Annotated in this window: 21 protein-coding genes; 15 read left to right on the plus strand and 6 right to left on the minus strand. The window is 70.1% G+C overall.

Translation table 11 applies throughout. From position 1 onward, the window contains the following. Positions 1-18 precede the first annotated feature (18 nt). On the plus strand, positions 19-1,377 hold the full coding sequence (locus DTQ71_RS13390; RefSeq protein ID WP_109564786.1) for an MATE family efflux transporter: 1,359 nt from the start codon (positions 19-21) through the stop codon (positions 1,375-1,377). Positions 1,378-1,382: 5 nt separating this feature from the next. Here DTQ71_RS13390 and DTQ71_RS13395 read toward each other — a convergent pair whose 3' ends face one another. Next, a complete protein-coding gene (locus tag DTQ71_RS13395; protein ID WP_109564787.1) occupies positions 1,383-1,712 on the minus strand; it encodes a HesB/IscA family protein in 330 nt (109 codons plus the stop codon). A 41-nt stretch (positions 1,713-1,753) separates the two neighbouring features. Here DTQ71_RS13395 and DTQ71_RS13400 point away from each other — a divergent pair, with 41 nt between their 5' ends. The 7 genes from DTQ71_RS13400 (at position 1,754) to scpB (ending at position 8,894) form a co-directional block, all read left to right on the plus strand. After that, positions 1,754-2,926: a deoxyguanosinetriphosphate triphosphohydrolase gene (locus DTQ71_RS13400; RefSeq protein ID WP_109564788.1), complete on the plus strand. Its 1,173-nt coding sequence runs from the start codon at positions 1,754-1,756 to the stop codon at positions 2,924-2,926. A 69-nt stretch (positions 2,927-2,995) separates the two neighbouring features. Beyond that, on the plus strand, positions 2,996-3,457 hold the full coding sequence (locus tag DTQ71_RS13405; protein WP_109564789.1) for a hypothetical protein: 462 nt from the start codon (positions 2,996-2,998) through the stop codon (positions 3,455-3,457). Between the two features lie 176 nt (positions 3,458-3,633). Beyond that, entirely contained in the window at positions 3,634-5,376 is a 1,743-nt protein-coding gene (argS, locus tag DTQ71_RS13410; RefSeq protein ID WP_109564790.1) for an arginine--tRNA ligase, read from the plus strand. 126 nt (positions 5,377-5,502) lie between these two features. After that, positions 5,503-6,483: an SPOR domain-containing protein gene (locus DTQ71_RS13415; protein ID WP_109564791.1), complete on the plus strand. Its 981-nt coding sequence runs from the start codon at positions 5,503-5,505 to the stop codon at positions 6,481-6,483. A gap of 3 nt (positions 6,484-6,486) precedes the next feature. Beyond that, positions 6,487-7,470 carry a glycoside hydrolase family 3 N-terminal domain-containing protein gene (locus DTQ71_RS13420; protein WP_109564792.1) on the plus strand — a complete coding sequence of 328 codons (984 nt, stop codon included), beginning with the start codon at positions 6,487-6,489 and terminating at the stop codon, positions 7,468-7,470. Positions 7,471-7,479: 9 nt separating this feature from the next. Then, a complete protein-coding gene (locus tag DTQ71_RS13425; protein ID WP_109564793.1) occupies positions 7,480-8,271 on the plus strand; it encodes a segregation and condensation protein A in 792 nt (263 codons plus the stop codon). Beyond that, on the plus strand, positions 8,268-8,894 hold the full coding sequence (gene scpB, locus DTQ71_RS13430; protein ID WP_109564794.1) for an SMC-Scp complex subunit ScpB: 627 nt from the start codon (positions 8,268-8,270) through the stop codon (positions 8,892-8,894). The genes DTQ71_RS13425 and scpB overlap by 4 nt, the downstream gene beginning before the upstream one ends. 52 nt (positions 8,895-8,946) lie before the next feature. Here the strand turns inward: scpB and DTQ71_RS13435 are convergent, their stop codons facing one another. Further along, a complete protein-coding gene (locus tag DTQ71_RS13435; protein WP_109564795.1) occupies positions 8,947-9,633 on the minus strand; it encodes a TVP38/TMEM64 family protein in 687 nt (228 codons plus the stop codon). Between the two features lie 111 nt (positions 9,634-9,744). Between DTQ71_RS13435 and DTQ71_RS13440 the strand changes: the two genes are divergently transcribed. Genes DTQ71_RS13440 through DTQ71_RS13455 form a run of 4 tightly spaced genes read left to right on the plus strand, consistent with a single transcriptional unit; the run spans position 9,745 to position 14,177 of the window. Beyond that, complete coding sequence (locus DTQ71_RS13440; RefSeq protein WP_109564796.1) at positions 9,745-11,160, plus strand: hypothetical protein; 1,416 nt, start codon at positions 9,745-9,747, stop codon at positions 11,158-11,160. Beyond that, positions 11,160-11,942 (plus strand): hypothetical protein, encoded by a 783-nt coding sequence (locus tag DTQ71_RS13445; RefSeq protein WP_109564797.1) that lies wholly within the window; start codon positions 11,160-11,162, stop codon positions 11,940-11,942. The genes DTQ71_RS13440 and DTQ71_RS13445 overlap by 1 nt, the downstream gene beginning before the upstream one ends. 1 nt (position 11,943) lies before the next feature. Then, complete coding sequence (locus tag DTQ71_RS13450) at positions 11,944-12,948, plus strand: hypothetical protein (protein WP_109564798.1); 1,005 nt, start codon at positions 11,944-11,946, stop codon at positions 12,946-12,948. A gap of 47 nt (positions 12,949-12,995) precedes the next feature. Then, positions 12,996-14,177, plus strand: coding sequence for an OmpA family protein (locus DTQ71_RS13455; protein WP_170125427.1), 1,182 nt, complete (start codon positions 12,996-12,998; stop codon positions 14,175-14,177). A gap of 9 nt (positions 14,178-14,186) precedes the next feature. Here the strand turns inward: DTQ71_RS13455 and DTQ71_RS13460 are convergent, their stop codons facing one another. The 3 genes from DTQ71_RS13460 to DTQ71_RS13470 form a co-directional block, all read right to left on the minus strand. Further along, positions 14,187-14,894, minus strand: coding sequence for a hypothetical protein (locus tag DTQ71_RS13460; RefSeq protein WP_109564800.1), 708 nt, complete (start codon positions 14,892-14,894; stop codon positions 14,187-14,189). A 158-nt stretch (positions 14,895-15,052) separates the two neighbouring features. Then, on the minus strand, positions 15,053-17,668 hold the full coding sequence (locus tag DTQ71_RS13465) for a CheR family methyltransferase (protein WP_109564801.1): 2,616 nt from the start codon (positions 17,666-17,668) through the stop codon (positions 15,053-15,055). An 87-nt stretch (positions 17,669-17,755) separates the two neighbouring features. Next, positions 17,756-18,265, minus strand: a complete 510-nt coding sequence (locus DTQ71_RS13470; protein ID WP_109564802.1) for a DUF2478 domain-containing protein — start codon at positions 18,263-18,265, stop codon at positions 17,756-17,758. A gap of 74 nt (positions 18,266-18,339) precedes the next feature. On the opposite strand from DTQ71_RS13470, the gene DTQ71_RS13475 reads away from it, so the two are divergent. Genes DTQ71_RS13475 through DTQ71_RS13485 form a run of 3 tightly spaced genes read left to right on the plus strand, consistent with a single transcriptional unit; the run spans position 18,340 to position 20,815 of the window. Next, a complete protein-coding gene (locus DTQ71_RS13475; protein ID WP_109564803.1) occupies positions 18,340-19,068 on the plus strand; it encodes a 5-oxoprolinase subunit B family protein in 729 nt (242 codons plus the stop codon). After that, positions 19,065-20,051, plus strand: coding sequence for a 5-oxoprolinase subunit C family protein (locus DTQ71_RS13480; protein ID WP_109564804.1), 987 nt, complete (start codon positions 19,065-19,067; stop codon positions 20,049-20,051). Before DTQ71_RS13475 ends, DTQ71_RS13480 begins: the two co-directional genes overlap by 4 nt. Beyond that, a complete protein-coding gene (locus DTQ71_RS13485) occupies positions 20,048-20,815 on the plus strand; it encodes a LamB/YcsF family protein (RefSeq protein ID WP_109564805.1) in 768 nt (255 codons plus the stop codon). The genes DTQ71_RS13480 and DTQ71_RS13485 overlap by 4 nt, the downstream gene beginning before the upstream one ends. Before the next feature lie 360 nt (positions 20,816-21,175). Here DTQ71_RS13485 and DTQ71_RS13490 read toward each other — a convergent pair. Continuing rightward, positions 21,176-21,459: transposase (locus DTQ71_RS13490; protein ID WP_172500056.1), on the minus strand; the 284-nt coding region annotated here is incomplete at its 5' end.

Here is a 21,459-nt window from a genome sequence, read left to right on the forward strand (position 1 = left end):
GGGGCGTAGCGGGACGGTATGCGCCTCGCCCATGACATCAAACGCACCCTGTTTCTGGGTCTTCCGCTGGTCGGCGGCCAGGTCGTGCAATTCTCCATCGCCATGACCGACACACTGATGCTGGGCTGGTATTCGGTCCCGGCGCTGGCGGCGGGCACGATCGGCGCGTCTTTCCTGTTCTCGATTCTCGTCCTGGGCGCGGGCTTCGCTTTTGCGGTCCTGCCCCTCGCCTCCGAGGCGGCGGGCCGCGAGGACGCCACGGCGATCCGGCGCGCGACCCGGATGGGGCTGTGGCTCTCGGCGATCTACGGCATCGCGACCTTGCCGGTCTTCCTTCTTTCGGAACCCATCCTCCGCGCCCTGGGCCAGCAGCCGCAGGTTGCAAGCGACGCCCGCGCCTATCTCGCCATCGTCGGGCTGAGCGTGTTGCCGGGCCTCGTGACGATGGTGCTCCGCTCCCATCTTTCGGCGCTGGAGCGGACGCGGATCGTGTTCTGGGCCACGGTGGCGGGTGCGGGGCTCAACGTCTTCGTCAACTGGCTGCTGATCTTCGGCAATTGGGGTTTTCCCGAGATGGGCGTGGCGGGGGCCGCCGTCGCCTCCGTCGCGGTGAACCTGCTGATGGCGGGGGTGCTGCTGGTCTATGCCGTGCGCGGGCCGGGGATGGCCGAGTACGCGCTGCTTCAGAACCTGCACCGGCCGGATTGGGAGATCTTCGCCAAGGTCTTCCGCATCGGCTGGCCCATCGGGCTGACGCATCTCTCCGAGTCGGGGCTCTTCGCCGCCTCGGCGGTGATGATGGGCTGGCTGGGCACCGTGCCGCTGGCGGCCCATGGCGTGGCGATCCAGGTCGCGGGGCTGGTCTTCATGCTGCATCTCGGCCTGTCGCAGACGGTGACGGTCCGCGTGGGGCAGGCCTGGGGCCGCAGCGACCGCCCCGGCGTCATCCGCGCCGCCGTCGCGGCCACGATCCTGTCGGGGGCGGCGGTGGTGATGGCGACGGCGCTCTATTTCGGCGCGGGGTCGTGGATCGTGTCGCTCTTCGTCGCGCCCGAAGATCCCGCAGCGCCCCAGATCCTGGCGCTGGGGGCGCATCTTCTGATGCTGGCCGCGCTGTTCCAGTTGGTCGATGCGGGGCAGATCATGGCGCTCGGCATGTTGCGCGGGCTCCAGGACACCCGCGTGCCGATGATCTACGCGATGGTCGGCTATTGGCTGCTCGGCGTGCCGGCCAGCTATCTGCTGGGCTTTCCCCTGGGTCTCGGTCCGGACGGCGTCTGGCTGGGCCTCTGCGTCGGCCTCGCGGCCGTGGCCGGGGCACTGGCCCTGCGCTTCACGCGCATGGTCTCCGTGCCCGAGGCCCCCGTCCCCGGCTGACCGACCTACATCGAAAAGCTGACGCCGCAGCCGCAGCTCGACGCTGCGTTCGGGTTTTCGATGGTGAAGCGCGAGCCGACCAGTTCCTCGGTGAAGTCGATCACCGCGTTCTCCAGGAAGGGCAGGGAGACCTCGTCGACCACGACCTTCTGGCCCTCACCCTCCAGGATCAGGTCGCCCTCGGCGGGCGCGTCCAGGTCGATCTGATACTGAAAGCCCGAACAGCCGCCACCCTCGACCGCGATGCGCAGGGCCTTGCCCTGGTCGGCGGCGCCGATCTCGGCCAGACGCTCGAAGGCGCGGGGGGTGACGCGGGGGGGCAAAGCGAGGTCCATGGGTCCGCTCCGGGGCTGTGCAATCGTTGCACAATCGATATATGGACCCCGGACGCGCCTGCCAAGAGAGCCCCCACGTGACCCCATTCGCCAGCGATCCGGACGCGTCCCGCGGGCGGCTCCACCCCGAAGAGGAGTCGGCCTTCCGCTCCCCCTTCCAGCGCGACCGAGACCGCATCATCCACGCCAGCGCCTTCCGTCGGCTCAAGCACAAGACCCAAGTCTTCATCGAGCATGAGGGCGATTACTACCGCACCCGCCTGACCCATTCGATCGAGGTGGCCCAGGTCGCGCGTACCATCGCCAAGCATTTCGGCCTGAACGTGGAGCTAACCGAGGCCGTGGCCCTCGCCCACGATCTCGGCCACCCGCCTTTCGGCCATACCGGCGAGGAGGCGCTGCAACGCCTGATGGCGCCCTATGGCGGCTTCGACCACAATGCCCAGGCGATCCGAATCGTCACCCGGCTGGAGCGGCACTACGCCGAATGGGACGGCTTGAACCTCACCTGGGAAACCCTTGAGGGCATTGCGAAACATAATGGCCCGGTCCGCGATCCCGTGCCCTACGCCCTGGCCGAATACGACGCCATCCACGACCTGGAACTCGGCAGCCATGCCAGCGCCGAGGCGCAGATCGCGGCGCTCTCGGACGATATCGCGTACAACAACCACGACCTCCATGACGGGCTCCGGGCGGAGCTGTTCTCGACCGACGAACTGGCTGAACTTCCCGTCCTAAGTGACTGTTTTGCCGAGGTGGACCGGATCTATCCCGGCCTCAACTACTACCGCCGCCGCCATGAGGCGCTGCGCCGCTTCTTCGGTGTGCTGGTCGAGGACGTGATCGCGGTCACGACCCGCAACCTCGCCGAACTCGACCCGCTCAGCCCGCAGGAGGTGCGGGATGCCGGCCGGATGACGGCGGCCTTTTCCCGAGGGCTCTGGGCCGACCTGAAAGTGATCCGTCAGTTCCTGTTCGAACGCATGTATCGCGCGCCGGAGGTCGTCGAGGTCCGCCGCCAAGTGACCCAGGTGGTCGACGATCTCTTTCCGCACTTCATGGCCCATCCCGAGGCCCTGCCCAAGCAATGGCGCAAGGACGTGGCCGAGACCCGCTCCGAGACCGAACTGGCCCGCATCGTCTGCGACTATATCGCCGGGATGACCGACCGCTTCGCTTTGCAATGCCATGGCGCCCTGACGGAAAGCTGAGGAAATCCCGCCTTGTCGGCCCGCGCCGATCCGGGCCAGGCTGACGGGACACCACCCGGAGACCGCCCGATGCGCCTGAGCCTGTTCCTCCTCGCCGCCACCGCCCTCCCGGCCGCCGCCGAGATCGTCCCCCGTGACGGCACCTGGACCGTCCGTGCGATGGAGGCGCAGATGGCCGAGGCCTGCCCGCCGATGTTCCAGCCCATGGCCGACGCGATGGTGGCGCAGATGGGCCAGCGCGATGTCTTCGAGGTCGATTGGCCCGACGCCTTCGACCCCAACCGCGCCAGCGGCCTCGACCCCGACGGCCAGCCCGTCGCGTGGGAGCGCGTCGACGACACCACTTGGCGCGCCGCGCTCTCGGGCCCCGGCACCGAGGCGGTGATCGGCACCATGCAGGTTCTCAGCGAGACCGAGATCAGCAATCGCGTCGAGATGGACATCCAGAAGATGATGGAAGAGCAGGGCGGCATGGTGGAGGCCGAGGGCTGCACCCTCTCGATGACCTTCCTCATGGAGTTGAAGGACTGACCGCCCGTCTTCCCTGCTCAAATATCCCCGCCGGAGGCGCAGGGTCTGGCCGGGCGATCCCGGGGGCATCCTGGCGGGCCGTCCGCCGCCTCCGTAGGGCGGGGGCCTCCCCGCCGCTGCTTGAGGCCGGGCCAAGGCGGCGCTAGAGGGGGCGGGCCTCGAACTCCGGACCGATCATGAACCTCTTCGCCGATATCCGCGCCCTGACCGTCGACGCCCTCGCTGCGCTGGCCGCCGAGGGCGTGTTGCCGCCCGATCTCGACACCGCCAACGTCGCCGTCGAGCCGCCGCGCGACCCGGCCCATGGCGATATGGCCACCAACGCCGCCATGGTCCTGGCCAAGCCCGCCCGCATGAAACCCCGCGACATCGCCGAAGCGCTGGCGCCCAAGCTCGCCGCCGATCCCCGCGTGGCCTCCGCCGAGGTGGCGGGTCCGGGCTTCCTCAACATCCGGCTCGCCCCCACCGTCTGGCAGACCGTCGTCGCCGGCGTGCTGGCCCAGGGCGACGGGTTCGGCCGCTCCGAGATGGGGCAGGGGCAGCGGGTGAATGTCGAATACGTGTCGGCCAACCCCACCGGCCCGCTCCATGTCGGGCACACGAGAGGCGCGGTCTTCGGCGACGCGCTGGCGAGCCTGCTTTCCTATGCCGGCTATGACGTGACGCGCGAATATTACATCAACGACGCTGGCGCCCAGGTCGATGTGCTCGCGCGCTCGGTCTACCTCCGCTACCTGGAGGCCCATGGCGAGGCCGTCGAGTTCCCGGACGGCACCTATCCGGGCGACTACCTCGTTGCTGTGGGCCAGGCGCTGAAGGACAAGCTCGGCGACCGCTATGTCGGAAAGGACGAGTCGGTCTGGCTGGCCGATATTCGGGACTTCGCCACCGACGCGATGATGGACCTGATCCGCGCCGACCTCGCGCGGCTGGGCGTGAAGATGGACGTGTTCTCCTCCGAGAAGGCGCTCTATGGCACCGGCCAGATCGAGGCGGCGATCGCGGCGCTCGACGCCAAGGGGCTGATCTATACCGGCACGCTGGCGCCGCCCAAGGGCAAGCTGCCCGACGATTGGGAGGCGCGGGAGCAGACGCTGTTCCGCTCGACCGCTTACGGCGACGACCAGGACCGGCCGATCCGAAAATCCGACGGCTCCTGGACCTATTTCGCGCCCGACATCGCCTATCACTACGACAAGGCGAACCGCGGTTTCGATGCGCTGATCAACGTCTTCGGCGCCGATCACGGAGGCTATGTCAAGCGGATGAAGGCCGCCGTGGCCGCGCTGACCGACGACAAGGTCCCGCTCGACATCAAGCTGACGCAGCTGGTCAAGCTGATGAAGGACGGCGAAGAGTTCAAGATGTCCAAGCGGGCGGGCACCTTCGTCACCCTCGCCGACCTCGTGGAGCTGGTGGGCCCGGACGTCACCCGCTTCATCATGCTGACCCGCAAGAACGACGCCCCGCTCGATTTCGACATCGACAAGGCGCTGGAGCAGTCCAAGGACAACCCGGTCTACTACGTGCAATATGCCCATGCCCGGGTGATGTCGGTGCTGCGCAAGGCGGCCGAGCAGGGGCTCGACGTCTCCGAATCGGCGCTGGCCAGGGCGGATCTGACCAAGCTGGATCACGCCGCCGAGCACAGCCTCGCCGCGAAGCTGGCAGAATGGCCACGGCTGGTCGAGATCGCGGCCCGGACCCATGAGCCACATCGTGTGGCCTTTTATCTCTATGATCTGGCGTCGAATTTCCATGCGCTGTGGAACCGCGGCAACGACGAGTCCACCCTACGCTTCCTGCAGGACGACGCGGCCACATCCTTGGCGAAGATCGGCCTCGCCCGTGCCGTTTCTCTTGTGATCGCCTCCGGGCTGGGTATCCTCGGGGTCGAGCCTGCGCAGGAAATGCGCTGAGGCCCCGCGTCAGACGGGGCCCATATTGGCTTTCAGGCGATGCGATCGGGGTCAACCCCGGCCATCTTGAGCAGTTAACAATAAGCGCCGGACGCGGGCCACGCGATCCGGCCGGAGGGCAGGCAAATGGCAGATCTCGACTACTACGGTGCCGATTACGGTGCTGAGGCTCCGTCGCGTGTCTCTGACGCGCTGCGCAATTTCGGCTTGGCCAACTGGGCGGGTGCGGCGACGTCGCTGGCGCTGGCTGGCGGCATGGCCGTCTGGGCGGTCGATCTGACCATGCGCGACATGTCCCGCGTGCCCGTGATCGCCGCGATGGAGGGCCCCATGCGCGTGGCTCCCGCCGATCCCGGCGGGATGCAGGCCAAGTTCCAGGGCATGGCGCTCTCCGATATCACCTCCGGCGGGCCCGCCGCTCCGGCGCCCGAGGAAATCGTGCTGGCCCCCGCGCCTGTCGACCTCTCGGCCCCGCCCCTGGCCGAGCGGCGCGTGGCGGCGGGTCTGGCGCCCCTGGACCCCGTGCGCGAGGCGCTGACTGCCAGCGCGGCCGAGCCCGCGGCTATCGCCACGCCCACCCCGGCCGACGTCGCCACCCTGGCCGAGCCCCCGGCGCCCGCCCCGGTCCCCGAAGCGGTGGTCGCGGTCATTCCGGAGCCCGAGCCCGAGCCCGAGCCCGAAATCGAGGTCGCCGAGGTCTATACCGGCCCCGGCATCGCCCTCTCCTCGCGCCCGGAGCCGCGCCCCAAGGGCCTCGCCCGGCGCGTGCCGACCGAGGCGCCGTTGCAGCAGCCCACCACTCAGGTCGCCAGCCTCGGCGGCGGCACGCTGGACGTCGACCCCTCGACCCTGGAGGCGGGCACCCGCGTCGTCCAGCTCGGCGCCTACGATTCGCGCGACGCCGCCATGGGCGAATGGGACCGGCTCTCGACCAAGTTTTCCGCCTATATGGGCGACAAGCGCCGTCTGGTGCAGAAGGCCCGCTCCGGCGGCCGCGACTTCTGGCGCCTGCGCGTCGTGGGCTTCGAGGACGGGGCCGACGCGCGCCGCTTCTGCTCGGCGCTGCTGGCGAAGGACGCGGCCTGCATCCCCGTCACGGTGCGCTAACCCTTGGCCGGGGCCTTCATCCTTGGCTGCGAGGGCCCCGACCTGACGCCGGACGAGGCCGCCTTCTTCCGCGAGGCGGATCCCTGGGGCTTCATCCTCTTCGCGCGCAATGTCGAGAGGCCGGACCGGCTGCGCGCCCTCACGGGCGCGCTTCGCGAGTCTGTGGGACGGGACGCGCCGATCCTGATCGACCAGGAGGGCGGCCGGGTGCAGCGCATGGGCCCGCCCCATTGGTCCGAATGGCCGGCCCCGCTCGACCAGATGGACGGGGCCTCGGACCCGGTGCGCGCGATGTTCCTGCGCGCGACCCTGATCGCGCGGGAGTTGCGCGATGTCGGGATCGACGTGAACTGCACGCCCACGGCGGATATCGCCGGCGCGCGGACGCATCCCTTCCTGCTCAACCGCTGTTATGGCCGCACCCTGGAGGAGGTCACCGCCCGCGCCCGCGCCAATGCGGAGGGCTGCCTGCAAGGCGGCGTGCTGCCGGTGGTCAAGCACATGCCCGGCCATGGCCGCGGCGCGGTCGACAGCCATCTGAACCTGCCGGTCGTCGAGGCGCCGCGGGCGGAGCTGGACGCGACGGATTTCGAGGTGTTCCGGCAGCTTTCGGACCTGCCGCTGGGGATGACGGCGCATGTGGTCTATGCGGATATCGACGCCCGCCCCGGCACGATCTCTCCGGTGATCCACGGCCTGATCCGCGAGGAGATCGGCTTCGACGGGCTGCTGATGACCGATGACATTTCCATGGAGGCGCTGGGCGGCGCCATGGGGGCGCGTTGCGCCGCCGCGCTAGAGGCGGGCTGCGACCTGGTTCTGCATTGCAACGGCAAGCGGCTGGAGATGGAGGCGGTAGCGGGGACCTGTCCGCCGCTCACCGGGGCGGCCCGGGCGCGTGCCGACCGGGCGCTCGCCCTGCGCGCCGCGCCGGTCGCGCTTGACATCGAGGCCGCCCGTGCGGAGCTTCACGCCCTGATGAGCTGAGGCGGCCCGATGCCCGAAGACGACTTCCCCGAAGGCCCCGCGCGCGACGCGGTTTCGGTCGCCGACCGGCTGGCTGCCGAGGCGCTGATCGTGGACGTGGACGGATTCGAGGGCCCGCTCGACCTGCTGCTGACCCTGGCGCGCACGCAGAAAGTGGACCTGCGGGAGGTCTCCATCCTGCAACTGGCGCGGCAATACCTGATCTTCGTGGAGCGGGCGCGGGAGTTGCGGCTGGAACTGGCGGCCGACTATCTGGTGATGGCGGCCTGGCTGGCCTTCCTCAAGTCGCGGCTGCTGCTGCCGCCCGACCCGGAGGAGGAGGTCAGCGCCGAAGACCTCGCCGCCCATCTCGCCTTTCAGCTGGAAAGGTTGGAGGCCATGCGCAAGGCCGCCGCCCGGCTGATGGCCCGCGACCAGCTGGGCCGGGACATCTTCGCACGGGGCCAGCCGGAGACGCGGGAGCGGGTGCGCCGCGTGACCTATACCGCGACGCTCCTGGACGTGATGCAGGGCTATGCGCGGCTGCGCACCCGCGACGATTTCCGCCCCTTCGTGATGGACCGGGTCGACGTCTTCACCATGGAGGAGGCCTTGGAGCGGATGCGGCCGCTCATCGGCGCCACGCTGGACTGGACCGACCTCGCCGCCTTCCTGCCCGAGGGCTGGGGAAGCGACCCGAAGCGGCGGCGCTCGGCCACGGCCTCGACCTTCGCCGCGACCCTGGAGCTGGCCAAGGGCGGCGGGCTGGAGCTGCGCCAGGACGACATGTTCGGCCCCATCCGTATCCGGGCGCGCGTATGAGCGAGTCGCTGTTCGAAGCGCCGCCCGAAGGCGAGCAGGAGCGCATGGTCGAGGCGCTGCTCTTCGCCTCGGCCGAGCCGCTGACGGTGGGAGAGCTGCACGCCCGGCTGCCCCATGGCTGCGACGCCCCCCGCGCGCTGGAGCGGCTGGTGCGCCGCTACGAGGGGCGGGGCGTGCGGTTGATGCGCATCGGCGATGCCTGGGCGTTCCGCACGGCGGCCGATCTGGCCTTTCTGATGACGCGGGAGACGGTCGAGACGCGCAAGCTGAGCCGCGCCGCCATCGAGACGCTGGCCATCATTGCCTATCACCAGCCGGTCACGCGCGCGGAGATCGAGGAGATCCGCGGCGTGTCCGTCTCCAAGGGCACGATCGAGCAGTTGATGGAGCTCGACTGGATCAAGCTGGGCCAGCGGCGCCAGACGCCCGGCCGGCCGATCACCTTCACCGTCACGCGCGGGTTCCTTGACCATTTCGGCCTGGAGAGCCCCCGCGACCTGCCCGGCCTCAAGGAGCTGCGCGCCGCGGGCCTGCTGGAAAGCACACCGCCCCCCGCCGCGCCGGAGCCCGAGGCGGAGGAGGAGCAAGAGGACCTCTTCACGCCGTCGCCGCCCGAGGAGTAATCCGCCCGGCGCTGGCCAGCGATCTGTCGGTCGCCCGTCGCCTCGCTGCGGTTCAGTCGGGCGCCCCGAAGCCCGCGGCGCGCAGCTCCCGCGTGGCGACGCGGGTCAGCCAGATGACCATCGCGCCAAAGGCCAGCAGCCCCCCGCCCGCCAGGATCAGCTGCGCGCGCCCCGCATCCGCCGTGGCGAGGCCCCCCATCTCTCCGACCCAGACCATCGCCAGGGTGCCGGGCGCCAGCCCGACCAGCGTCGCATAGATATACGGCCCGATCCGAACGTCCGTCAGGCCAAGCAGCCAGTTCTGCACCGTGAAAGGCAGGATCGGCGTGATCCGCAGGAGCGTCACGAACAACACCGCATTATTCGCGATGGCCCGGTCCGCCGCCGCCACCTTGGGCCCTGGAAACCGCCGCAGCAGAAGCCCTCTGAGCCAGGTGCGCCCGATCAGATAGGGTGGGATCGCTCCCAGCACCGAGCCCAGGAGCGATAGCGGAAAGCCCCACCAGCCGAACGCCAGGCCGCCCACCACCGACATCGCCGCCGCCGGCAAGGGCAGGATCACGACGATGACGTAGACGATCACGAAGACGACCGTGCTCAGCGCCCCGTGGGATCTGACCCAGTCCCGGAGCGCGGGCACCCAATCGTCCCAGGGAAGAAACCACGCGCTCAGCGCCAAGCCCGCCAGCAGCACGGGCCACAGCCAGATTTTCCAGTCGATGGCGATTCGGGACGACATTCTCCGACAGGGAGATACCGGTTAAGTCCCGAAAGAGAAGGGCGGGCGGTCGAATTGTAATCGAAAGCGACCATGTTCAGATAGAGGGCACAGCGCGGCGGAGGGCGATCCATGTTCGGAAAGGGAAAGTCGAACCGGTTCGAACCGGGGCTTCAGACCTTCCCGGAGGTGATGGTCGACAAGCTCGCCTCCGACCTCAAGATCGAGAAGCGCGGCGAGACCGATGGGCGCGCCGGGGTGCCGCCCACCTCCAGCGCGACGCTCTCGGCGGTGGAGCTGGAGGCGGCGGATGCGGTCCGTACCCTGCGCCGCGCGGCGCTCTCCGACTATGAGATGCAACAGCATGCCTTCGCCGACCGGGTGGCCGAAGCCCATTCGGCGCGAGAACGGGTGGAGCTGATGGTGGGAGAGGCGCGCAATACGATCCGCAACCTGACCCTGGACGAAGAGAACCGGCTGGAAAACGCCCGCACCCGCGTCGGCGGGCTGGAGGGCAAGCTGCGCAGTTTCCAGGCGAAGCACCGGCTGGAAGGGCCGCCCCGGCCCGCGCAGAACGGCGTCCTCGTCTTCGGGCTGATCCTGATCGTCGCGCTGCTTGAGGTGCTGCTCAACGGCTATTTCTTCGCCGAGGCGAACGCCCTGGGCTATGTCGGCGGCATGGCCATCGCGGCGGTGATCGCCGTGGTGAATGTGTCGTTCAGCTACGCGCTGGGCGGGCAGGTGCGGTTCATGAACCGGCGCAACCTCCTCTGGTGGCTTTGGGGCGTGCTATCGCTCGTGGCTTTCCTGGCCTTTGCCGCCCTGCTCAACTTCGCAGTGGCGCATTTCCGCGACGCGCTGGAGGTGATGGCCTGGGACGCGGCGCTGGTCGCCTCGGTCGACCGGCTGGTGGCCGGGCCGCTCGACCTGCGCTCCTTCGCGTCCTGGCTGGTGGTTGGCTTTGGGGCGCTGGTCTCGCTGACGGCCTTCTGGAAGGGGCTGACCCGGCTCGATCCGATGCCGGGCTATAACGCGATCTATACGGAGTGGGAGAACGCGGTCGACGACTATGCCGAGGCCTATTCCGACGCGCAGGACGCCTTGGAGGACGCCTTCGCCGAAGCCCGCGACAAGCTTCAGGAGGAGGCGCAGACGCGCCGGCTGGAGCTGCGCGCGGCGGTGGATGCCGTGGCGCAGCGCGGCGCGCTGGCCCGGGCGCTCCATGGCTTTCTGGAGACCTGCGACGAGGCGGCCAACCGGCTGATCCGCATGTATCGCGACGCCAATCTGCGGGCGCGCAGCGACGCGCCGCCCGCCTATTTCAACGAGCCCTTCGCCTTTCCGCCCTATGTCGCGCCCGAGCCGCCCGAGGGCGAACGGGAGGCCGCCGTTGCCGAGATCCGGCGCATCGACGACACCGTCCGTGTGGGCGTCGACCGGCTGCTCGAAGCGCGCGAGACCGCGCTCGACGCCTATCCCACCGTGCGGGAGATCAAGGCCGGCGATGTGGCGCCGCGTCCGCGGGTCGTCGCAGGACACGCGGCCTGATGGCGCGGCGCCGACGCTCCAGGCGCCGCGGGGGCGCGGGCAAGACCGTGGTCGGTGTGCTGTTGATCGCCGTCGCGCTCGCGGGGTTCGGCGGGCTCGGCTGGATGCTCTGGGACCGGGCGCAGGCGCCGGGGCTCGACGCGGCCACGCTTTGCCCGGCGGATGGGCCGGTGGGGCATCTCGCGATCCTGATCGACACGACCGACCCGATCTCACCCACGCAGTTGGCCCGCGCCCGCGCCGAGATCACCCGCGAGATCGCGGCCGCGCCGGACTTCACCCGGGTCTCGCTGGCCACCGTCTCGGGCGCCGCCACGCCGGTCCGATCGCTCTGCAAGCCGCCGCGCGACGCCTCGGCGCTGACGGCCAACCCCCGGCTCGTGGCCGAGCGTTACGAGGCCGAGTTCCTCGCCCCCGTGGCGCAGGCGCTGGACGGGCTGCTGGCGGTGCCGGAGGCGGACAGCTCGCCCATCATCGAGGCGCTACAACGCTTCCTCGCCGCGATCCCCGGCTGGGGCGAAGCCCCCGCCCGCGTGGTGCTGGTCACCGACCTGGTACAGCATTCAGAGGTCTTCAGCTTCTATCGCGGCGGCGATTGGGACAGCTTCCGCGCCTCCGGCGGCGCGGACCGGCTGGCCCGCAACCTGGACGGGGCGGAGGTGGCGATCCTCCGTTTCCCGCGCCCCGCCGCCCCCCGGGCGGCGGTGGAGGATTTCTGGGTCCGCTACCTCGATGCCCAAGGGGCCGCCCGCGTCTCGCCCACCGTTCTGGGGGACCTCTAGGATGGTGGAGCGCCGTCTCGACAGCTTCGGCCTGGACCGCTGGCTGCTGGGTCTGGCTTTCCTGGCCGGGGCCTTGGGGGTCGTGGCGCTCAAGCTGACGGACCTGCCGCAATGGGCGCCCGCGCTCTATGCCGCCTGTGTGATCGTCGCCTATGCCGGGCTTACCTGGGGGCTGCGCTCCGCCCGGCTGGAGCCGGAGCAGATCGGCGACAACGCCTATTACCTGGGCTTCGTCCTGACGCTCTGCTCGTTGGCCTATACGCTCTGGGCCTTGGGCGAGGTGGAGGCCGAGGCCGCCTTCATCGCCGAAGTCGTCTCGGGCTTCGGCGTGGCGCTCACCTCGACCGTGGTGGGCGTCGCCGTGCGCGTTTTCCTGATGCAGTTCCGCCTGGATCTGGTGGCGCGTGAGCGCGAGGCGCAGATGGCGTTGGGCGAGGCGATGTCCGCCTTCCGCGCCGAACTGGCCGAGGTGATCCGCGGCACGCGCTATATGGGCGTCGAGATCCGCCAGACCCTGGCGCAGCACCATGAGGAACTGGCCGCCCAGGACGCCGCCCGCACGCGCGATGCGACCGACCGGATGATGACCGCCTTCGAGGAGGCCATGGCGCGCTTCGCCGACCGCGCTGAGACGCTGGACCGAACGCTGGCGGAGCGGGCCGAGACCACGGTCGCGGAGGCGGCGGGGCGGCTGGCGGGCCTGTCGGATAGCGCGTCCCGCGGGGCCGAGGCCCGCGCCGCCGCCCTGGAGGCGCGGCTGGACGAGGCGTCGGTGCGTGCCGTCACGGCGGCCGAGGCACGGCTGGAGGCAACGCTTGCCCGGTTCGAAGCGGCGGTGAACCGGGCTTCGGCCAGTCTGAGTGGCGCGACCCAGGGGATCGGTCAAGCCGCCCTGGCCGAGCTGCGCGCCCATCGGGCCGAGATCCGCGCCGAGATCGCCGCCGCCATGGCGCTGACCAAGGCGGCCAATGACAGGCCCCACCCCGCGAAGGCCGAAGACCGATGAGACGGGAGGGCCTGGATCGGGCGCGTGGCTATCGACGCGGGACGGTGATGGGCTTGACCGTGGCCGAGGCGTTCATGCTGATCGCCTTCGTGCTTCTGATGCTGCTGGGCGTGTGGATGGCTTCCGCGCGGGAGCGGATCACCGAGTTGGAGGAGCGGGTGCGCGCGGCGGAACCCTTCGCGCAGGCCTTCACGGCCGAGCAGCGGGTGGCCGCGCTGGCCAACCGCGACCAGCTGACCGAGATCGGCAACGACATCGCCAAGCTGGAGGCGTTCCGCAGTCTGGCCGAGCAGGGCGCCTCGCCGACCGAAGCCGCGCTTGCGCTGGAATTTCTGCCGCTTCTGGAGCAGGGGCTCACGCCCGACGAAGCGCTGGAGCGGGTGCGCCTGCTGGACACCGAACCACTGCGCGCCCTGACCGAGATCGCCGCGGCACGCGATCCGGAGGCGCAGGCCGCTTTGGTGGAGCTTGCCCGGCTGGAGGACGTGCCGCGCCTCGCGGACTTGGCGCAGGCCGGGACGCTCGACGCCGATCTGGCCAAGCTGGCGGCCTTCGAGGATCTCCTGTCCGAGGGGCTGACCGCCGAGGAGGCCGCGGAGGCCGCCGAGGCGCTGGCCGCCTATCGCGCGACGGGGCTCGCGCCCGGGGATGTCGCGGCGTTGGCCGCCCAATGGACCGAGGTCGCTCAGGCTCGCCTCGCCGCCGCCGCCAGCCGCGATCGGATCGCCACCGCGCTGGAGGCGCAGGCCGGGGCGGTTGTGGCGGGGATCGGCGGGGAGGTGCGGCCCGACGGCTCCATCGTCTTCAGCGACCGGCTGCTTTTCGACGCGGGCTCCGCGACGCTCCGGCCGGAATTCGAAGCCGCGCTGGCGGAGCTCTGCCGCCCCTGGATCGAGACACTCCATGCCAACCGCGACGCGCTCTCGGCGGTGCGGATCGAGGGGCATGCGTCGTCCGAATGGATCTCGTTGCCGCCGGACCTGGCCTATGAGCGCAATCTGGACCTGAGTCAGGCGCGGGCGGCGGCGGTGTTCAAGCGCTGTCTGTCGTTGGCCGGGCAGGACGCCGTGACCGACTGGGCGCGGACGCGGATGAGCGCGGTGGGGTTTTCCTCCTCCCGCCCGGTCCTGGACGCCGATGGCCGCGAGGACGCGGTCGCGTCGCGCCGTGTGGTCTTCGCCATCGACACGGCGGCCCCGAACGAAACGGGCGGCGAGGCGGTGCGCTGAGCCGCCCCGTCAGCTCCGGGGGCGCAGGGCGGGGACGGGCGGCTCGGACATCTGCATCATGCGCCGCACCGGGTCGTCGAACGTGCCCAGTTCCGCCATCCGTTTCGGGCCGCATTCGGCGATGTAGCGGCGCAGCAGGCCCGCGTAGAATTCGAGCTCCGTCGCATGGGCCTCGATGGAGGCGAGGGCGGTGACCATCTTTCCGGAGCTTCGGGCGGTGTCGGCCGAGTCGGGCCATGTCTGCGCCGTCATCGCCATGTTCAGCAGCGGGACGGCCACATCCTCCAGAGCGCGCATCCCGATTTCCTCCCGATGCTCCAGCGCGGGACGGTCGAAATATGTCTTGGCCGCGAAGGCGTTCTGGACCCCGCCGATGAAGTAACGGAAGCGGACGGTCGCCTGCCACTGCCCGGCGATGGGCTTGCTGATGATGGCGCGCATCCGGCCGAGCATCAGGCCCGGCAGGGCAAGCGTTTCGTCCGGGCGGGCGAGGACGCGGGGACCGTGCTCGATCTCGTCATTGAGCAATGTGTGAATATAAGAGGCGAGTTGGGGTTGCAGGATCGCGGAGAGCCCGTCGTCGCGTCCGAAGGTCAGACGGTGCTTGAATCCAGGGCGCGACAGTTCGGCCGACGCAACGGAAATCGGCCCCCCGCTAACTTGCCTGCGCACCTGCAACGCGAACATCTCGGCCTGGTGGGATCCGTCGTTGTCCAAGGCGTCGTCCTTTCTGGCCGGGTCACCCGGACCATGATCCCACAATCGCTCAACACTCCTAACAAAAGGTTACCAAGTTCACGTCAATTCGCGCCTTAATACGCAGGAAATGGCTGTTGGCCCCTCCGGAGGGTGCGCCAGTCCACGAAACACCCCGACTACTGGACGAACCGTTTGTCCGGGCGCCGGTCTAGGCCGGCCTCGTCGACGAAAAGGAGCGCCCGGCTTCCGCTGCCCGGCGGGCCGGCATGGGGGACCGCGCGCATCCGCCAGACCGAGTCCCCGCTGGGCATCTCGGCCCCTTGCGGTGCGCCGTTCTCAAGCGCCTTGCGCACCATCTCGATCAGCGCCTCGGAGCGGTCCGGGGGCGCGTAGCGCGCCAGGGGCGCCCCGGCGGGCGAAAGGGCGGGCAGGCCGAACAATTCGCGCGCGCGGGGGCTCGCGCCGCGCAGGGTCATATCCCGGTCGATGACGGCGACGGCGAAGGGCAGGGACTCGAGGATGGCATCCATGTCGATCCGCGCCGCGCGCAGCGCGCCCGCCTTGATCTGCATCTCCTCGTTGATCGTGATGAGCTCTTCATTCGTGGAGCGGAGTTCTTCGTTGGCCGTCTCCAACTCCTCGTTGACGGTCTGAATCTCTTCGTTGCTGGATTGCAGCTCTTCGTTGACCGCGTGCAGTTCCTCGATATTGGCCCGCAGCCGTTCGATGGTCTGGCGCAGGACCGAAGGTGTCGCGTCCGATCGCCCATCGGGCCCGTCGGGTCCGCGGAACGGGCCCGCGCCCTCGATCAGGCCAATCCCGTCTTGGAACGGGGCCAGGGCCGGGGCAGGCCGCCGGCGCAGGGCGAAGAGAACCCGGGTCACCGGCCCGTCCCCGTCAGAGATCGGATAGGCGTCGAGCCGGACCTCCTCCACCGCGCCCGCGTCCAACACGTGCCACTGTCCTTCGCGCATCCCCCGCATGCGGATCACGCTCGCGGCGAGGGAGGTGACCTCGGCCCGGAGAGGGGGTCGAAGGATAGAACTGTCCAGCGCAGGCGTCTTCGTCTCGCTAAGCCCGGTGATGCCCGAGATATCGCCCAGCACGCGCAGGATTTCGCCGGTGCGGCTCATCACGAAGCCGTCGGGCGCGACCGCGCGGGCCAGCGGCTCGAAGGCGGCCGGATCGTGGGGGGGATCGGCGGCGCCGCTCTCCAGCGGCATCTGCCCCATGGCCTGCCGCTCCGCCGCGCCCGGCCGCGCATCGAACCCCATCTCCGCAGCGGTCGCGGGATGCGGCCCGGTCTTCACCAAGGCGCCGCCCTCGGTTGCCTCCTCGAAGGAAAACGGCGGCGCGTTGAGCGTCTCGGACGCGCCCAAAGTGAGCAGCCCGCCCTCGCGCAGGGCGAAATGCATGCGCGCCAGCACCTGCTCCTGAAGCGAAGCCTTGAAGTAGATCAGCACGTTGCGCAGCGTCACCAGGTCGAGGTCGAGAAAGGGCGGATCCTGGAAGACGTTGTGGCGGGAAAACCGGACCATCCGGCGCAGGAGCGGTGCGACTTCCAGCCGTCCGCGCCGCGCGAAGAAATACTTTTCTCCAAACCCGGCCGGGACGTCGTCGAGCGCGGAGAGCGGGTAGACCCCGCGCCGGGCCACGGCGAGCGCGCGATCGTCGATATCGGTGGCGAAGATCGCCACTTCGCGCGCTTCGACCGCGTCGGGCCCGCCGAGCGCTTCGGCGACGAGGATGGCGATGGAATAGGCTTCTTCGCCCGTCGCGCAGCCGGCGACCCAGACGCGGACGGGCGCACCCGGGGGCAGCAGGCCGAGCCGCAGTTTCAGCGCATGTCCCAAGGCTTCGAACGCGTCCCGATCCCGGAAGAACCATGTCACCGAGATCAGCAGATCGCGGTGCAGCGCCTCCAGCTCCGCCCCGTTCGTCCGGCAATGGGCGACATAGGTCTCGATGCGGTCCATGGCCCGCGCGGCCATCCGCCGGGCGAGGCGGCGCCGGACGGTGTTGGCCCGGTAGTCGCGGAAATCGACGCCGGTCCGGGCGAGAAGCAGGTCCATCAGCTCGCCCAAAGCGCCGCGCTGGTCCTCTTCGAGCGCCTGCGCGAGGCGGTCGGCCGGGACCCGCGCGAGGCGGTCGAGATGTCGCCCGATCTCTTGTGGGTCGAGAACGAGATCGATGCATCCCATTTCGATCGCCGAGCGCGGCATGTCGTCGTGACGCGCGGTCTCGGGCCTCTGGGCGATGGTAACCCCGCCGACTTCGCGGATGGCCTGCACGCCATAGGTGCCGTCGCTGCCCCGGCCCGAGAGCACGATGCCGGTCGCCGCCGCCCCCCGCTCCCGCGCGAGCGAGCCGAACAGCCTGTCGCCCGAGGGGGCAGGGGTCTCGCGGCCTGGAGCGGGCGCGCGCGGGCTGATCCGGTCGCCCTCGATCACCACGTCCATGCCGGCGGGCGGCACGTAGATCAGCCCAGGCTGCGGGACGGTCGGCTCCGTCAGTTCCAGGATCCCCAGCCCCGTCTCGTCCGCAAGCAGCGTCGGGATCGGGCTGCGGGCGGTCGAGGGCAGCTTCAGCGCCAGCACATAGGCCGCGCCCAGGGCGTGGGGCAGCCCTCGGATGAGGTGAGCCACGGCTTCCAGGCCGCCCGCGGCCGCAGCAATCGCGACGATCGGGGTTGGGGCATGGTCCGGACGTCCGCCCGCACCGGATCCGCCTTCGCCCGGCCGGGACACTGCTGCCAAGCCGCGCGGAGGGTCCGATCCCTCATTCGTGGTCATTTCGTCTCCTGCGCAGTCTGGATGCGTCAGTTCTGGAATTTTTTAAGCTATTTCAAATCGTGCGTCTAGAAAGCCACACAAAAGGCGCTAGACACCGTGCTCCTCGTGCACGACCCAGCGCGACAGCGTTGCGGGGTCGGGTGGCAATGCGGTTGCCAGATCGCCGGTGAATTCCAGCAAAGCGTCCAGATTCAATGCGTTGACACCCAAGAGGACGTCCACGCCCTGCTCAAGTGCGGCGGCGATGACGGGGCGAAAACCGCGGCCCGCGGCCTCCTGTTTGCCGAACTTGTTGACGATCAGAAGGTCCGCACCCGTCGAGAGGCGCGCTTGTGTGGCAGCCACGGCCTGCTCCAGCCCGGCCGCGTCCAATCGGCAGCCCCGCGCCTCGGGGCCGAGCGACTGGCTGATCCGGATCATCGGCCCGTCGGGCAGCACCACCGCGTCCATGTCGCAGCGCGCGCAGCCGGGGCGGTCGCTATTGACCTGGACGATCCCGACCACGCGGCGCCCGGCCGCCATCGCCTCCTGGGCGACGCCATGCAGGAGAGGGTCGAGCGCCCCGCGCCCGCCGGTCATCGTGTAGGCCAGTCTCATCGGCATAGCGTTCCCACGGCCCGGGGGGCGTGACAAGCCTTGACGCTCGCGCGCTGCGCCGCCACCCATGGCGCATGACTGACAGCTTTCCCCGTATCGAGCCCTTGGGCACTGCGGCCCTTCTGGTGCGGTTCGCCGGACGCCTGGACGATGCCGCCAATCGCGCCTGCACGGCGTTCCGCGCCGCCTTGGAGGCGCGGGGCTTGGCCGGCGTTGTCGAAACCGCGTCCTCGCTCGGGTCGGTCCTGGTGCGCTTCGACGGAGACGCCACGGCCCTGCGCGACGCGTTGGAGCGGATGCTGGGGGAGGCCGATTGGGCCGCGCAGCCCGCGCCCCCTCATAAGGTCTGGGACATCCCTTGCAGCTATGGCGGCACGGATGGGCCGCAGCTGGAAGAGACGGCCGAGATGGCGGGGCTGACCCCGGCGCAGGCGGTAGAGGCCCTGTCGGAGACGCGGGTTCGGGTGCTCGCCTTGGGCTTCGCGCCCGGCATGCCCTATCTCGGCATCCTGCCCGAGGAATGGGATCTGCCGCGTCAGACCGGGCTCACGCCGAAGGTGCCGGAGGGCGCGCTGGTGCTGGCGGTCCGGCAGTTCGTCCTGTTCGGGACGGAGGCGCCGACGGGTTGGCGGCAGGTCGGGCGCACGCTGTTCGGCTGTCTCGACGTGGCGCGCCCCACGCCCATCGCGCTGACGCCCGGCGACGAGGTCCGCTTCGTGTCGGTCTCGCCTGAGGTTCTGCGGGAGGGGGCGGCCGCGGACCCGCATCGCCATGGCGGCGCCCGCTGGGAGGAGGTCGCATGAGCGCTGGCATCGAGATCCTGTCCTGCGGCCCACTGGTGACGGTGCAGGATGACGGGCGGCCCGGCTGGCTGTCCCGAGGGCTGGCGCGGGGCGGCGCCGCCGACGCGCGCGCCCGCGCCGAGGCGCGGGCCCTGCTGGGCGGCGATCCGGGCGCCGGGATCGAGAGCCCGGGCAGCCCCCTGCGTCTGCGCCTTCAGATCGAGGCGACGCTGGCCTTCACCGGCGCCGAGATGCGCGTCGAGGCGGAGGGGCGCGCCGTGCCGTGGCATGGCGCCGTGTCCTTTCCGGCCGGAACGGTGCTGACCCTGCGCCCCACCGCCCGCGGCAGCTATGCCTATATCCACGTTGCCGGGGGCATTCAGACGGAACCCGTGCTCGGGGCGCGCGCCGCGCATCTGATCGCCAATCTGGGCCGGCCCCTGGCCGCGGGCGACGTTCTGCCGGTCGCCGCCTCCCGCCATGCCGCGCGCCGCCTCAAGGAGACCCCGGACCGGTTCGAGGGCGGGGTGCTGCGGGTGGTCGACACGCCTCAGACGCGGCTCTTCCCGCAAGAGGAGCGCGCGCGCTTCGCCGAGACCGCCTTTACCCGCGACCCCCGCGGCAACCGGCAGGGCGTGCGGTTGACCTGCGACGGGCCGGGCTTTCAGACCGAGGGCGGGCTAAGCCTGCTGTCGGATTTCGTCCTGCCTGGGGACCTTCAGATGACCGGGGACGGCACCCCCTACATTCTCGGCCCCGAATGCCAGACGACCGGGGGCTATCCACGCATCGCCAGCGTCATCCCCGCCGATCTGCCGCGCGCCTTGCAGGCGCCGCCGGGAGCGGAGCTGCGCTTTCGGTTCATCCCGGTCGAGGAGGCACGCACCCTCGCGGACCCGCTGCCGAAGACCGAACCGTTGGTCCGCGCGCCCGGGGACGATCCGGACCTGCTGATACGGCAACTGATCGGCGGTGTGGTGTCCGCCAGGGGAGAGATGGAATGACGACGGTCGATCTGAACGCGGATATGGGCGAAAGCTTCGGCGACTGGGTCATGGGGGACGACGCGACGCTGCTCGAGATCGTGACCTCGGCCAATGTCGCCTGCGGCGCCCATGCGGGCGACCCGGATGTGATGGCGCGGACCATGGCGCAGGCCCGGGACAAGGGCGTGGGGATCGGCGCGCATCCGGGCTTTGCGGATCTGCAAGGGTTCGGGCGGCGGCGGATGGAGATCAAGGGCGAGAGCCTCGCCAACCTCGTCATCACCCAGTTCGGGGCGGCGCGCGGAATGGCGGCGGCGCTGGGCACCGAGGTGCGGCATTTCAAGCTCCATGGCGCGCTGTCGAACATGACCTGCGAGGATGAGGGGATGGCGCGGACCTGTTACGAGGCCGCTTTGCGCGTCGATCCGGACGTGATCCTGCTGGTGCTGGCCGGCACCGTGCAGGAGAAGGTGGCGCGCGAGATCGGGGCGCGCTGGGCCGGCGAGATCTTCGCCGACCGCGCCTATGAGGACGACGCGACGCTGGTGCGGCGGGGCACGCCCGGAGCGATGGTGCATGACGCCGAGGAAGCGGCGGCGCGGATGGTGCGCTTCGTCCAGGACGGGGCGATCCACGCGCGCTCGGGCAAGGTGATCCCGGCGGCCTGCGATTCGATCTGCCTGCATGGCGATGGGCCGGAAGCGGTCGCCATCGCGCGCTCCGTGCGCGCGGCGCTGGAGGAGGCGGGCGTGTCTCTCAAGCCGATGGAAGGGCGCCGGTAGCGCAGACCGAGACACGGCGGCGCGCTTGGCCGGGGCCGGGCCGGGGGCCAGCCCCCGGGCCCCCGGAGTATTTTTGGCCAGAAGAAGGGGAGGATCGTGCGCGCCGGTCATGGCGCGCGGGGTTCAGGCCAGCTTTCGGGGTAGGTGCCGTTTGCCCGCGGGCCTTGCCTGGGGGGTGGCGGCCTTAAAGCGTCGGATCATAATTCTGGAGCATAGCCTGCGTGTCGGAGGTAGTTGCGGCATTCGTTTGGGGTGAAGGTGCGGCAGATCGTGCCGATGGTATCCGAGGCGTCGTCGATCGTCCTGGCATCGATCCGCCGGAGATGAGCTTTGAGCTTGGCGAAGGCGATCTCGATAGGGTCAGGGCGACCGTGGCCCCAGTGGGGCCGCGAATGCGCCCGAACGGTCGGGGGAGTAGGCAGGCAGGAAGAGGAACCAGCAGCCGGCGCGGCGCAGGGCTTCGGCAGCGGGGGCGACCTTGTGGGTGGAGGGTTTGTCGAGGATCACGACCGTGCCTGGCGCGAGGACGGGAGCGAGTTGCGTCTCGATCCAGTCGGTGAAGAGCGCGCCGTTCATCGCGCCTTCGATCGGCCAGGGCGCGATGATCGCGGCGGCGGTCAGACCGGGCACGAAGGTCTGGGTGC

It is taken from the genome of Jannaschia seohaensis, from assembly GCF_900116765.1.
Classification (GTDB): Bacteria; Pseudomonadota; Alphaproteobacteria; order Rhodobacterales; family Rhodobacteraceae; genus Jannaschia; species Jannaschia seohaensis.